Below are 12,475 nucleotides of genomic sequence, written 5' to 3'. Positions count from 1 at the left end.
GATTTCCAGTCTGATGCGTATGGGTTAAATCATCATTTTGAATTTGGTATGAGACACAATTAACAACTTTAAAATGTGATGCATGGCGGCCGTATTTGATCAGCGTGTCCACTCAATCGTGGCCCTTATTCCCCATGGCAAGCTCGCAACTTATGGCCAGGTTGCGGACTGGATTGGTGCCTATGGCTGTGCTCGCCAGGTGGGTTGGGCTCTGCGTCGCTTAGGCCTGCCATCCCATATTCCCTGGCAACGTGTTGTCAATGCTCAAGGCCGCATATCCATGAGCCTCAGTCGTGAGGGGTCCGACTGGATCCAGCGGGAGCTGCTGATCTCCGAGGGGATCCCTGTGGACCCTGAAGGCCGATTGCCCCTCAAAAGCTTCCTGTGGATGCCTGATGAAGGGCAGATCAGCGAGATGGGTCAGTTACTCAGGGCGCTGTAGGCCACCGTCACCAGCAGACGAGTGACCTCGATGACACCAGCGATTACGAACACCGTTGCGAACCGTGTGGCCCAGCGTGGTGGCTGATTCCCCCTCCAGCTGCTGGAGACACGCATCCACTGGACCTCGGCGGAGGCGGGAAACGTGATGGTGCTGGCGCGCCCTGAAGCCAGTTGATTGCTGAGTCTGGAGCCTGTCCCGATCGCCTTGTCGCTGAAGGCATAGCCCAGAGACACCGCGGCGGTGCGATTGAAGGCCGACTGGGCTGATCCAGGTTGCGATTGCCAGGAGCGCACGAATGGCACGCCGTGCTCTCCGAAGGCCTGGCTGTACTCCTCTGAATCAACCAGGGAATCCACGAGTGCGTCATGTCCTTGTGACGCCTGAATCTGAATGGCTGCGGATACCTCACTTTGATCGTGAGGAGGTCTGCCCAGCAGATGCTTGTAATCCAGCTCGATGGTTCTCTGTGGAGAGCAGGAATCGTAAAAGTTCTTCCTGTAGAAGTCCGATTTGGCGAGCCCGCGGATGAACTCCTGCACAGTGATCCGACCGTCGCGCAATTCAGCCTCCAGGGAGGATGATCTCTCGCAATCCATGACATGTGCATTGCCATAGACATGTTTGTAGGCCTCTTCAATTGCGGTATCGACCTCCGCTGATTCAGCAGAGCCTGCGAACCCACTCCGCAGTTTCACGGGCTGCCTTGTTGCACGTTCGCCGCCGAATTGTGTCGCAGTTGAAGTGGACGAAAGCATGGCAATTTTGGACTTGTCCTTGGTATCAAAGAGAGTCTCGAGCCGAACTAATCTTTGGAGGAAATAATCTTACGCTTTCGCAAATAAAAAAGATATTTTGTCAAAATTCTCGCTCATTTTTATGAAATTGGGTTTCATTTTTGGGTGATTATGAATATTTCTGGTATTGGCTGATTTTTATTTCTGGACCCTCGTGGCTGTCTCTTTGGCAGCCTGCTTCAGCCTGAGCTCCGTCCTGCTGGATGCGTTCAATCAAAAGCAGGGGGGTGCTGCTGGCTGATGATTGACGCCAGCGAAGCCCCTCCATGGCTCAATCTGCTGAAGCTTCATCAAGAGATGCTCTGCTCTCTCGCCGTGTTGCCTGGGAGGTTCTGGAGGCGGTTGCTGCCGGTGCTTATGCGGATGTTGCTTTGGAGCGGGCTCTGCGTCGAACCTCGCTTGCACCTGTTGATCGGGGATTTGTCACGGAGCTCTCGTATGGGGCCATTCGCTGGCGCCAGTGGCTCGATGGCTGGCTGGATCGACTGGGCAAGGTTCCAGCGCGTAAGCAGCCACCGCGATTGCGTTGGCTTCTGCACATAGGCCTCTACCAGGTGCTGCGCATGGAGCGCATTCCTGCCTCCGCTGCAGTGAACACCACGGTTGAACTGGCCAAGCAAGGCAAGCTCGCAAGGTTGGCGCCGGTGGTGAACGGGCTGTTGCGTTCAGCGTTGCGATCCCGTGATGCAGGCGAATGCCTGGCTCTGCCCGATGATCCAGCAGCTGCCCTGGCCCAGGAGCATTCGTTGCCCCTGTGGCTCAGCCGTAAGCTTTTGCAGTGGTGCGGCCTGGGGCATGCGGAGCGCGTCGCCAGGGCTTTCAATCAGGTTCCGCCACTCGATCTGCGTGTGAATCGCCTGCGCTCAACACCCGATCGAGTGGCAGACCTCTTCGCTGAATGTGGCATTCGAACAGCCCCGATCGCAGGTTGCCCGGATGGGCTCCATGTGCTGCAGCCCTCCGGTGATCTGCGCCAATGGCCCGGTTTCAACGAGGGCGACTGGTGCGTCCAGGACCGTTCGGCTCAGTGGGTGGCCCCGCTGTTGGATCCTCAGCCTGGCCAGCGCATTCTCGACGCCTGTGCTGCTCCAGGTGGCAAAGCCACGCATCTTGCGGAGCTCATGGGTGATGCGGGAGAAATCTGGGCTGTGGATCGTTCACCAGGCCGCTTGCAGCGGGTTGCCGCCAATGCCGCGCGGCTTGGCCTCAGCAACATCCATGCCCTGGCCGCTGATGCGGCTCAGCTTGTGCAGGAGCGGCCTCAGTGGCGGGGTGGATTTGATCGGATTCTTGTGGATGCACCCTGTTCGGGCCTGGGAACGCTGGCGCGTCATCCCGATGCCCGCTGGAGGGTCACCGAGGAGTCGGTGGCTGAAGTGGTGAAGCTGCAGAAGGTTTTGCTGGATGGTCTGCTGTCTCTGCTGGCCCCAGCAGGCCGTCTGGTTTATGCAACCTGCACCATCCATCCGGCTGAAAACAGCGAACAGATTCACAGCTGGCTCGAGAGCCATCCCGGTCTCGTGCTCGATTCAGAGGAACAGCGATGGCCTGACCCCAGCGGGGGGGATGGTTTCTATGCCGCAGCGATCACTGCACCGGCAGCGGCCTGAAATTCTCGTCAACTGGAGGGCCATCATCCGGAGCGATGTAGCGCCTCGGAGCTGGGGCCGGTGTGACGGGTCGCGGTGCCTCTCCTTCACCGTATGGCTGGTACTGGTAACCCCCGCCGCCTGGAGTGGATGGAGCGGAGCCCCTTGTTGCGGCGCGGTCTTTCTTTGTCGGGCCTTTGAGAGGACGGTTTAGGGCTGGCTTTGCAGGGAAGTTCTCGACGTTATAGTTGTCCTTGACCTGGGTCATGAATCTGCTCCAGGCCCAGGCGGCCTCACTGCTACTGCTATGGGTTTCAGCGTTGTTGTCATAGCCGAACCACACCGCAGTGGTGAGCTGTGGGATTGAGCCGATGAACCACAGGTCCCTGGCTCCTTCCGAGGTGCCGGTTTTGCCCGCGACCGGTCGATCGTCGAGTCGGGCTGCACCACCCGTTCCTCCAGTGACAACCCGCTGCAGCATCCAGTTCATGGCATCGGCCACTTCGCTGTCGATGGCCCGTCGCCCCTTGTCACCATCAATGCGCCGGCTCCAGATCACATTGCCCTGAGGGCCACGGATTTCTTCGATGGCCATTGGTTTCACGTACACCCCGCGGTTGGCCACTGCCGCATAGGCCGCAGTCATGTCGAGCACGGTCTGCTCGTAGGCACCGATCGCCATCGGGTAGTACTTGCCGAGCGGGCGCTCGTTGCCGATGCCGAGCTTGTTCGCGGTGCTGATGATGGCGTCGAAACCGACCTTGTCCTGCAGTTGCACCGCCACCGTGTTGAGCGAATTCTTGAGGGCGTCTGCCAGTGAGATATTGCCGAAGTACTTGTTGCCGAAATTCTTGGGGCAGTACCCGGCCCAGCAACGCGGAGAGTCCACAAAGACGTCTTCCGGCTTCACTCCCGAACTGATGGCTGCGGCATAGGGGAACAGCTTGAAAGTGGATCCTGGTGAGCGCAGTCCCTGCGTTGCTCTGTTGAACTGACTGCTGCTGAAATTCTTGCCGCCCACCATCACCCGCACCAGGCCGGTGCCTGGTTCCATCGACACGATCACCCCTTCAGTGTTGTACGGCGCAAACTTCCGGACCACCTGCTGGGCTTTCCGCTGCCAGTCGAGGTTGAGGCTGGTGCGGATCTTCAGGCCTCCAACCTCCAGCTGCTCAGGGGTGAGCAGCTGCGGCAACTGCTGCGCGACCCAACTGGTGAAGTAGGGAGCTGAGCTGTTGAAATATTTGGGAATGGCGGGTTTGAGATCGAGCGGGCTTGAACGTGCCTGCTCCGCTTCGCTTGCGGTGATGAAACCTGCCTGCTCCATTCGATTCAGCACGATTCCACGCCGCTCCAGTGCCAGTTCTGGATTCACAAGCGGTGAGTACACCGAGGGTGCCGGAGGCAGACCGGCGATCAGTGCGGCCTCCTGAAGATTGAGTTGATCCGGAGTCTTGGAGAAATACACCCATGCCGCATCGGCCAGCCCATAGGCACTGGCACCGAGATACACGTAGTTGAGATATTGCTCGAGAATCTGCTCCTTGCTGAGCTGTCGCTCGAGCTTGTAGGCCAGTGCTGCTTCTTTGAGCTTGCGGGTGATCGTGCGGTCCTGGCTGAGAAACACCGTTCGCGCCAGTTGCTGGGTGATCGTGCTGGCACCTTCCCGGACGGCACCCTGGCGGACGTTGCGCACCACTGCCCTGCCGATACCCCAGAAATCAACGCCGTTGTGGTCGTAGAAGCGCCTGTCTTCGGCTGCGATGAACGCCTGCTTGACCAGCAGAGGCATCTGCCCAGGTTGGATCTTTTCTCGGGTTGCGGGCCCCAGCTTCTGGATCACTTCTCCATTGCTGGCCAGCAGCGTGGTCGTGCCCGGTCTGTTGAAACGGCTGATACCGCGCGCATCCGGAAGGGTGGCATCAAAGGCACTGAGGACAGCGGATTGAGCCAGAGCGACTCCACTGCCGATCAGGACGGCTGAACTGCCGATCAGGATCCAATGACGACGGGTTCGAATCACATGCCTTGCGTCAGAGGGCTGTGACCAATCGCCAGAGCGGTGACCAACATTCCCAGCACGAGGAAGGGTTGAGCACTCGCCTGATACTTCACGTCGAAGGCCACGGGATCGCGCAGCAGCCAGATGTCCTGAAAGGTGATCTGGGGCACGATCAACAGCACGAGAAGAACAGCAGCGAAATGCTGCCCGATTGCGATCAGCACCGCAACCATCATCAGCTGAAAAAGATCGATCATCCCAGCGCTGATCCAGCTTGCAGGCCCGATTCCGAATGCGACTGGAAGTGACTGCAGCCCCAGGGCGCGGTCACCCTCAACACTCTTGAAGTCATTGACCACGGCAATTCCGAGTCCTGCGAGGCTGTAGGCCAGGGTCAGCAGTGCGGTCGCCCAGGTGAGCTGACCGAAGAGTGCCTGACCTGCCCACCAGGGAAGTGCGATGTAACTCGCGCCAAGTGCATAATTCCCCAGCCAGCCGTTCTGTTTGAGCTTCAGAGGAGGTGCTGAATAGATGTAGCTGACGAGCGATCCACCAGCCGCCAGCAGGAAGAGCACTGGGATGTCATGGTCGGCCCACTGATCGAGCCCCCAGGCCACGGCCAGTCCGCTGAGCAACAACACCCAGATCTGCAATCTGACCTGCCCGAGTGAGATTGCGCCCGAGGGAATCGGTCTGTAAGGCTCGTTGATCGCGTCGATGTCGCGGTCGTAATAGTCGTTGATGGTCTGGGTGTATCCCGCCAGCAGGGGACCGCTCATCACCATGCAGACCAAAGCTGCAAGCACATGATCAGGTTTCCATTCGTAATTGCCGCTAGCTGCAGCACCGCAGACAACACCCCAGATCAACGGAATCCAGGTCACCGGTTTCATCAGCTGCAGACGCAGCTTCCAGATACTGGTGGTGCCGCTGGCACCCTTCATGCCGAGCAGCTGTCGGGTGTCACTCATGGAATAAGGCCTCAGGCCGCGACAATCTCGTCTTCAAAGAACCAGGAGCTGGAACCATCACTCAGCTCAACCACCACTCCGATGCCTTTGCCGTCAACAGTGCGGAACTCTGTGACAGTGCCGAAGGCATCGCTTTTAAGCAGGTTCACCATGTCCTGAGGAATGCGATCACGAACCCTGGTCACCCGCACCTTGCTACCGACCTCAATTGATTCGAGTTTCGGCGTTGGTAGAGGTTCTGAGCCGGTTAATCGTTTGATCAGATTGAGAACTTTTCCCAGCATGACCTGCAAGGCTTGGAAAGACGTTGCACCTTAACAGCCGTGTATCGAATGCCATGGTCGCCCTGCGTCTGATCCCCTGTCTTGATGTCGCCAAAGGGCGCGTTGTGAAGGGCGTGAATTTCGTTGGACTTCGCGATGCCGGGGATCCCGTCGAGCTGGCCTGCCGTTACAGCCAGGCAGGAGCTGATGAGCTTGTGTTTCTGGATATCGCGGCCACCCATGAGGGCCGCGGCACCCTGGTGGAGATGGTCCGGAGAACGTCGGAGCAGGTCACCATTCCCTTCACGGTTGGAGGGGGTATCGCCTCTGTCGAGGGCATCACCGAGCTGTTGCGGGCCGGCGCTGACAAGGTCAGCCTCAACTCCTCAGCAGTGCGGAGACCGGAGCTCGTGAAGGAGGGTGCGAATCGCTTCGGTTGCCAGTGCATTGTTGTGGCCATTGATGCCCGCCGCCGTGAGACAGGCGGCTGGGATGTCTTTGTGAGAGGCGGTCGTGACAACACCGGTCTGGATGTGATCGCCTGGGCACGTCGGGTTGCTGAACTCGGAGCTGGCGAAATCCTGCTCACATCCATGGATGGCGATGGCACCCAGGCGGGGTATGACCTGGAGCTCACGCGAGCGGTTGCTCAGGCTGTACCCGTGCCTGTGATTGCTTCCGGAGGCGCCGGTTGTCTTGATCACATCGCTGCGGCTCTCGACGCTGGCCCCCAGGGCGGGCAGGCATCCGCGGCGCTGCTGGCATCCCTCCTTCATGACGGAATCCTCACCGTTGAGGGAATCAAGGCGGATTTGCTCAGTCGCGGACTGATGATCCGGCCTCTAGAGACTTGACTTCTCCCTAATGTGTAAAGAACTGTTCTGCGCCGCCGCAATCCTTTAGTGCAGCTCCTGTTCTCCGCGATTGAGCCACTGACGGTTTCTTCCGGTCAGCCGTTGATTCCCACGACCTGGGTGTTGCCCCTCGGTATTTCGCTGGTGTTTGTGGTGGTTGCCCTGGTGGGCTGGGCCCTGCAGTTGATGCAGGCCGCCATGGACCAGGGAGAGTTCTCGCTCATGCTGGCTGGCTGCATGGTCTGTTCAGCTGCCGTTGGGCTCGCCACTGTGATGGTGATGACTCTTAGTGGCCTGCCGCTTTGAAGCCTGGCGATGCAGAAGCCGTTGAACAGCTGTTCAATGATGCAGCGCCCAGTTACGACAGGCTGAATGACTGGCTGAGTTTCGGGCTTCATCGCCAGTGGAAGCGGGAATTGGTGCTCCAGCTCTCACCGCGGCCTGGAGAGCAATGGCTTGATCTCTGTTGCGGAACAGGTGATCTCGCCCTTTCTCTGGCCCGGCGACTGCGCCCGGGTGGCGCGGTGCTCGGTGTGGATGTGGCCGCTGCGCCACTGGAGATCGCAGCCCGGCGATCGGCCCGTGAACCTTGGCTGCCGGTGCGCTGGCAGCAGGGCGATGCTTTGAACCTGGAGATGCCGGATGCCTGTGTCGACGGGGCTTTGATGGCCTACGGTCTGCGAAATCTGGCTGATCCAGCTGCTGGCCTCAGGGAGCTTCGGCGTGTGCTGCGTGATGGAGGCCGCGCCGGATTGCTTGATTTCAACCGACTGCCTTCGGGAACTGCTGCGGCATTGTTCCAGCGGACCTACCTGCGCCGGGTTGTGGTTCCTGTTGCGTCCCGGATCGGTCTTGCTGATCACTACGCCTATCTCGAGCAGAGCCTTGAACGTTTTCCCGATGGACCTGCACAACAGCAGCTGGCTCTTGATGCCGGTTTCCGCGAGGCCTTTCATCGCCCTGTTGCGGGGGGGCTGATGGGCCTTCTCATGATTCGAGCGTGAGAGTTTAATCCCCCGATGCGCCCTGCTTGCGACAGGTGAGACCGATGAACTATGAAGGAATGATTAAGAAGCGGGGGAGAAACGCATGGCCTTTCCGTTGCCGTCTTTGCTGTCCTCCATTGAGGATCTGCTGGATGAGGTTCAGTGGTTGGACGGGATGATCCTGGTCACCGACTCGCAGAAGGCCAGCTTCGTGTCGTTCTCCCAGGTCGATCCTGTTCTGCGTCGTCTGCGTTCTCGTCCCAGGGGGGCGGAGGTCGCTGAAAAGCTGTGTATGTCGCTCCTGGAGACCCATGGCAAAGGAGCCAGTAAGCCCGTTCTCGTCTTCCAGGGAGATGGCAGTTTCTGGCTGGGCACCATGGGCCCGAGCCGCAGCCATCCCCATCGGCACCACGCAATCGCCCATCTGCGCCGCTGTTTCTCTTTGAGTTGATCGGCTGAATCTGAAGGCCTGGTTGTTTGCCTGATCGGCACAACTTCGGAGCTATGCAGTGACAAGCCTGTTGATCCCGTCTCCCGATTCGGAGTGACTGTTGACGGGCAGCCACTTTGCAGGCTAGTACTGAAGTACTAGTCATGATTGAAGGTGCCTGAAGGTTGGCTCACTGACCATGAGCGCTACTGGTCGATGCATTTTCACCGGGACTGCAGAAGCTGGGTGCGTGATCCTCTGGTCTTCGTTGATCTGGGTCGGGCCATGGCTGACGGCTCGCCCGCATTGCTGAAACGAAGGCAACACTTGCCTTTGTCAGAGGCCCAAGCCTTGTGGAGGAGTCTTGAGAGCAGCGGTTGGCGGCAGACGGCGCCGGTATGGGGGGAAGACGCTGTGCCCTAGGCAAGCCTGGTTCAGTCGCGGTCGCAGGTGATCAGCAATGCGCTGGAGACGGCGAGCAGAAATCCGAGTGTCATCACAAGAGCAGCCATGCCGAACAGAGTGTCTGTGTTCAACGTGGCGTCCCCCCGAGTGTGACGCAGGATCAAAGAGCTACTGAATGCGACTCGCTCTTCTCCGAGATGTATTTGTTGGCTGTCAGGGATGACGTTTTCAAGCGATGCCCGAATGTGTTGTTTCCTACCCGTGGAGCTCATCTTCTAAGCCATGAATGTTCCAAGGCTTGAAGAGCATCAAGCATCGTTGATTAACTGATCAGTTGCTTGTCGGAGGGATCGGGCAATGTTCTCGTCGCTGTCGGAGTGGCCTGCTGCTTGTACAAAATTGAGTGTCACATTGTCTCCTGCGCCTTGCGTTTTCAGAGCGTTCAGGAGTCTCCAGGCTGCTCGTGGCAGGCAGACGGAATCATTTCTGCCGTGCACGATATGTATGCGATGGTCTTTTATTGCATCGACGTTCTCAATCAATTGCCCTCGTTTTAAAAAACACCCCTGGAGCATGTAGTGGACCTCAAGTGATGCAAATGGGACTAGTTTTTCCGGGTTGGACATGATGCTTCGCACTCGGTCATTGATTCCATGCAGGCACGAAATAGACAGCTCATATCCGGCAAAGGCTTTGGCGGCCTCCAGTCTTTCTGAGGGATCGAACAATCTCCGCTGGTAGGCAGCAAGAAGATTCTGTTTCTCCAGATTCCAGTTTTGACTGGTTTTCTGGATGTATGAAGTGTATTGATCCCATTCTTCGGGGTAGTGATTGGCTGTCGTTCCGTTCTGAAAGAGGGCATCAATCTCGTCAGGCAGTGCGGTGAAGACGCCTCTGAGCAGCAGTTGCTTGCATTGATTGGGGTGTTGTTCGGCATAGGCAATCGCAAGTGTTGAACCCCAGCTGCCACCAAGAATCAATTGCCATTGATCCACCGAAATCTCCTTTCTCAGGAGTTCTATGTCATCGATCAGATATTGCGTTGAATTATTGAAAAGAGCGCCGCCGTAGTCTTTGCTCGCGTTGGGGATGCTTTGCCCAGACCCGCGTTGGTCCATCAAGACAACTCTGTAATGCTCGGGATTGAAAAAACAGCGATCACGAGCAGAGGTCCCTCCTCCTGGGCCGCCATGAAGGAACAGGGCAGCTGGGCCTTCGGGATTGCCGCTTATTTCATAATAAATCTGATGACCATTCGTCTTTAAATAACCGGTCTGGTAGGGAGTGGTGAGCGGGTAAAGATCATCGCCGATAAGTTGAGTGCTCATTTTTAAACAGCAGGTATATAAATGTTGAATCATTGTATTCCTGATTCTGTTCTTCGGTGTTGCCTGTAAGCCGTTGGCTGTCATGCCATGAATCATCTGATCTTTCGTCCGTCTGCATCAATCTGTTGTTGCAGGCCGTGCCTGGAACGTTGCTGAATGCGAGGCTTCCAGGTCGCAAATTCCTGCTGGTCAAGGGCATTCGTCCAGCAGTGGCCGTGCAGGCCCCGTAAGGGGTGCGCCGTGTTGAGCTGAGTGGATTGGCTCGACCAGGGCGTGTCGAGTCTTCCTGGTTCTGATCGTCGCTGGGCAGCGTGGGGTCAAGCGGATGAGTCGCAGAGGTCCCTTCCTGTTGACAAGGCGGGCGTTGCTGACGCTTTGAGGGGTTGTGGTTTGCGATGCGAGGCAGCGCCCAAGAGCAGCGCAAACGAAACTGATTCTCAGCAGCAGATTTAGGTTGCTGAGTGTGATTCTCAAGAGCATATTTACGGTTTTTGAATGTGATTCTCAAAAGCATATTTTGATTGCTTCATGTTCGGTTTTTACGCCTAACTTTTGCTCTTTTGTGATGTAGAACTGGTTCATCCCTCCCCGAGTTTCGACATGACAAATTCAGCGACTGCTCAAGCCACCATCACCATTCCTGTTGGTCCTGCCGGGCGGGCGATGGCCGAGCCGATGTCGGGCGAAATGCTTGATCTGATGCAGGCCCACCTCAACCTTGAGCGTCAGTCAGCTGCCGCCTATTTCGCTGCTGCGATCTGGTTTGCAGAACGTGAACTGACCGGCTTTGCCGAGCACCTGCGTGATGAAGCCAAACAGGAGGAGCAGCATGCTGCCAAGTTTGCTGACTATCTGATCAGCAGGGGTCAGCGGCCTGTGCTCGACACCGTTGAACCACCACGTCAGCAATGGCCTGATGTGGAGCAGGTGATCGCCAATGTCTTCCGGATGGAGGCTGATGTGACCGCCTCGGTGCTGCAGCTCTACGGAACGGCTGATCAGGACCTCGACCGCCGCACGAGTGTGTTCCTGGATCCGATTGTTGATGATCAGCGCCTGTCTGAACATGAAGCGGCCTATCTGCTGGGCCGGGTCAGGTTCGCTGCCGGCAACCCAGCTGCTGTGATGATGATCGATGCCGAGCTGAGGGAAGGCGAGGCCGAGCCGGCCAAGCTTGAAGGCTGAGCAACGATCGGTTGATTCAGCCAGGAGCCCCACCTGGCGATTGATTGACTATCCCGGTCCCCACGGCCCCGCCCAGCGCGGGGTTTTTGCCATTCACCGGAGGCTCACCGGAACTTCGTGGGTTCTGCATCGGAGTTGTGTAGTTGGTTTCACCAGAAGGGCTGTGATCTTGAAGGAGTCAGAGGGGGCAGCAACCCCAAAAAAAACTTCACTCCATAAGGCCATGACGACGTTCAACAGGGTCAACACAGTGACTCAAAAAGTCAGCACAGCAGTGCTTTGCGCTGGATTGATCGGAGCCACAACATGCGCAATGGCTCCTGCCGCTGAAGCGCGGAATTACGAGCAGCAAAGGCGGCATGAGCTGAGGCAGCTGCGCCGTGAGATTCGCCGCGACACGCGTGACTACCGTCGTGCCCGACGTGCGTATCACCGAGAGATCAATCGCTATCCACGCGTGATTCCTGCCTATGGAGTGAGGTATGGGAACGTCTATGGAGCGCCTGCAGGATTTGGAGTGCAGCTGCGCTTCTGAAGGGTGATCAACAATCAAGCAAAGCCCCGTTTCTCCAGGAGCGGGGGTTTTTGTTTGGCTAAAGCACGTTCAATCTTTCGCTGACGACTGACTCCAGCACTTTCAGAGCTTCCAGAGTTTCGAGGCGTTTCTGTGCTTGCGTCAGCATCGCTCTGCCATGGGGCACACAAGCATCAACAAGAGCAGCACCTTCTGATGCTTCTGTTTTGGTGCGTTCAATGCAGTGTGCGATCTGTGCTGAAACTGGCTGGGTTTCATCAGCGTTGGCATTTGCTGGGCCAGCCAATGTCGACAGCAGTTTCAACAACGCCTGCCTGGCATCCTCAGCAGTGGGCAGCATTCATTTTCACGCCTGAAGGCATCAGTCTGCCTCGATCCCGAAGCGATGATCCCTACTTGAGAGATGCATTCATGGGGCAGCATTAGATCGAGAGATTTCGGCAGGATCAGAATCCTTCTTCTCCTGGCCTGATGTCAGAGCAGCAGAGTGATGTGCAAGCTGCTCCTGGGTCTGAGCCTACCTCTGTGCAATGGCTTCCACTGGAGGAGTTGTTTTCAGTCCAGGCAATTGCTGCTGAAGCAGCCTCGCTCTTGCAGGCAGGTTGTTGACAGTGATGCTCCCTCGATTGATCACAAGGTTGATGTCGACTTGCACCTGCACCTGTTTGCTGAATTGTTTTGGTCCGAT

Annotated in this window: 16 protein-coding genes; 9 read left to right on the top strand and 7 right to left on the bottom strand. The window is 57.4% G+C overall.

Annotation, left to right across the window (positions count from 1 at the left end; translation table 11 throughout):
• Positions 1-82: 82 nt before the first annotated feature.
• The gene (locus SIB83_RS03740) at positions 83-442 is read left to right on the top strand and encodes an MGMT family protein (protein ID WP_413746827.1); all 360 of its coding nucleotides are present in this window, start codon (positions 83-85) and stop codon (positions 440-442) included.
• Here SIB83_RS03740 and SIB83_RS03735 read toward each other — a convergent pair.
• On the bottom strand, positions 421-1,140 hold the full coding sequence (locus SIB83_RS03735; protein ID WP_413746826.1) for a phycobilisome rod-core linker polypeptide: 720 nt from the start codon (positions 1,138-1,140) through the stop codon (positions 421-423). The two genes, SIB83_RS03740 and SIB83_RS03735, sit on opposite strands and share 22 nt — an antisense overlap.
• A 365-nt stretch (positions 1,141-1,505) precedes the next feature.
• Between SIB83_RS03735 and SIB83_RS03730 the strand changes: the two genes are divergently transcribed.
• The gene (locus SIB83_RS03730; RefSeq protein WP_413746825.1) at positions 1,506-2,849 is read left to right on the top strand and encodes a 16S rRNA (cytosine(967)-C(5))-methyltransferase; all 1,344 of its coding nucleotides are present in this window, start codon (positions 1,506-1,508) and stop codon (positions 2,847-2,849) included.
• Here SIB83_RS03730 and SIB83_RS03725 read toward each other — a convergent pair.
• Genes SIB83_RS03725 through SIB83_RS03715 form a run of 3 tightly spaced genes read right to left on the bottom strand, consistent with a single transcriptional unit; the run spans position 2,827 to position 6,061 of the window.
• Positions 2,827-4,851 (bottom strand): transglycosylase domain-containing protein, encoded by a 2,025-nt coding sequence (locus tag SIB83_RS03725; protein ID WP_413746824.1) that lies wholly within the window; start codon positions 4,849-4,851, stop codon positions 2,827-2,829. The two genes, SIB83_RS03730 and SIB83_RS03725, sit on opposite strands and share 23 nt — an antisense overlap.
• Complete coding sequence (gene chlG, locus SIB83_RS03720) at positions 4,848-5,801, bottom strand: chlorophyll synthase ChlG (RefSeq protein WP_413746823.1); 954 nt, start codon at positions 5,799-5,801, stop codon at positions 4,848-4,850. The genes SIB83_RS03725 and chlG overlap by 4 nt, the downstream gene beginning before the upstream one ends.
• A gap of 11 nt (positions 5,802-5,812) precedes the next feature.
• Positions 5,813-6,061, bottom strand: a complete 249-nt coding sequence (locus SIB83_RS03715) for a DUF2862 domain-containing protein (RefSeq protein WP_413406550.1) — start codon at positions 6,059-6,061, stop codon at positions 5,813-5,815.
• Between the two features lie 77 nt (positions 6,062-6,138).
• Between SIB83_RS03715 and hisF the strand changes: the two genes are divergently transcribed.
• From hisF to SIB83_RS03690, 5 genes are all read left to right on the top strand, one after another.
• Positions 6,139-6,918 carry an imidazole glycerol phosphate synthase subunit HisF gene (hisF, locus tag SIB83_RS03710; protein WP_413403693.1) on the top strand — a complete coding sequence of 260 codons (780 nt, stop codon included), beginning with the start codon at positions 6,139-6,141 and terminating at the stop codon, positions 6,916-6,918.
• A 48-nt stretch (positions 6,919-6,966) separates the two neighbouring features.
• Positions 6,967-7,224, top strand: a complete 258-nt coding sequence (locus SIB83_RS03705; protein WP_413403692.1) for a hypothetical protein — start codon at positions 6,967-6,969, stop codon at positions 7,222-7,224.
• Complete coding sequence (gene ubiE / locus SIB83_RS03700) at positions 7,221-7,922, top strand: bifunctional demethylmenaquinone methyltransferase/2-methoxy-6-polyprenyl-1,4-benzoquinol methylase UbiE (RefSeq protein ID WP_413746822.1); 702 nt, start codon at positions 7,221-7,223, stop codon at positions 7,920-7,922. The genes SIB83_RS03705 and ubiE overlap by 4 nt, the downstream gene beginning before the upstream one ends.
• An 85-nt stretch (positions 7,923-8,007) precedes the next feature.
• A complete protein-coding gene (locus tag SIB83_RS03695; RefSeq protein ID WP_413746821.1) occupies positions 8,008-8,355 on the top strand; it encodes a hypothetical protein in 348 nt (115 codons plus the stop codon).
• 153 nt (positions 8,356-8,508) lie between these two features.
• Positions 8,509-8,757 (top strand): DUF1651 domain-containing protein, encoded by a 249-nt coding sequence (locus SIB83_RS03690; RefSeq protein ID WP_413403689.1) that lies wholly within the window; start codon positions 8,509-8,511, stop codon positions 8,755-8,757.
• A gap of 290 nt (positions 8,758-9,047) precedes the next feature.
• Here SIB83_RS03690 and pip read toward each other — a convergent pair whose 3' ends face one another.
• The gene (gene pip, locus SIB83_RS03685) at positions 9,048-10,151 is read right to left on the bottom strand and encodes a prolyl aminopeptidase (protein WP_413746820.1); all 1,104 of its coding nucleotides are present in this window, start codon (positions 10,149-10,151) and stop codon (positions 9,048-9,050) included.
• Positions 10,152-10,667: 516 nt separating this feature from the next.
• On the opposite strand from pip, the gene SIB83_RS03680 reads away from it, so the two are divergent.
• Together SIB83_RS03680 and SIB83_RS03675 are read left to right on the top strand one after the other, a co-directional pair.
• Positions 10,668-11,252 (top strand): ferritin, encoded by a 585-nt coding sequence (locus SIB83_RS03680; protein ID WP_413746819.1) that lies wholly within the window; start codon positions 10,668-10,670, stop codon positions 11,250-11,252.
• Between the two features lie 223 nt (positions 11,253-11,475).
• Entirely contained in the window at positions 11,476-11,787 is a 312-nt protein-coding gene (locus SIB83_RS03675) for a hypothetical protein (protein ID WP_413746818.1), read from the top strand.
• 58 nt (positions 11,788-11,845) lie between these two features.
• Here the strand turns inward: SIB83_RS03675 and SIB83_RS03670 are convergent, their stop codons facing one another.
• Both SIB83_RS03670 and SIB83_RS03665 read right to left on the bottom strand, forming a co-directional pair.
• Positions 11,846-12,127: a hypothetical protein gene (locus tag SIB83_RS03670; RefSeq protein ID WP_413746817.1), complete on the bottom strand. Its 282-nt coding sequence runs from the start codon at positions 12,125-12,127 to the stop codon at positions 11,846-11,848.
• 177 nt (positions 12,128-12,304) lie between these two features.
• Positions 12,305-12,448, bottom strand: a complete 144-nt coding sequence (locus SIB83_RS03665) for a hypothetical protein (RefSeq protein ID WP_413746816.1) — start codon at positions 12,446-12,448, stop codon at positions 12,305-12,307.
• Between the last annotated feature and the right edge of the window lie 27 nt (positions 12,449-12,475).

This window comes from Synechococcus sp. MIT S9507, from assembly GCF_047304715.1.
Taxonomy (GTDB): domain Bacteria; phylum Cyanobacteriota; class Cyanobacteriia; order PCC-6307; family Cyanobiaceae; genus Synechococcus_C.
This window is presented reverse-complemented; position numbering and strand designations above follow the sequence as displayed.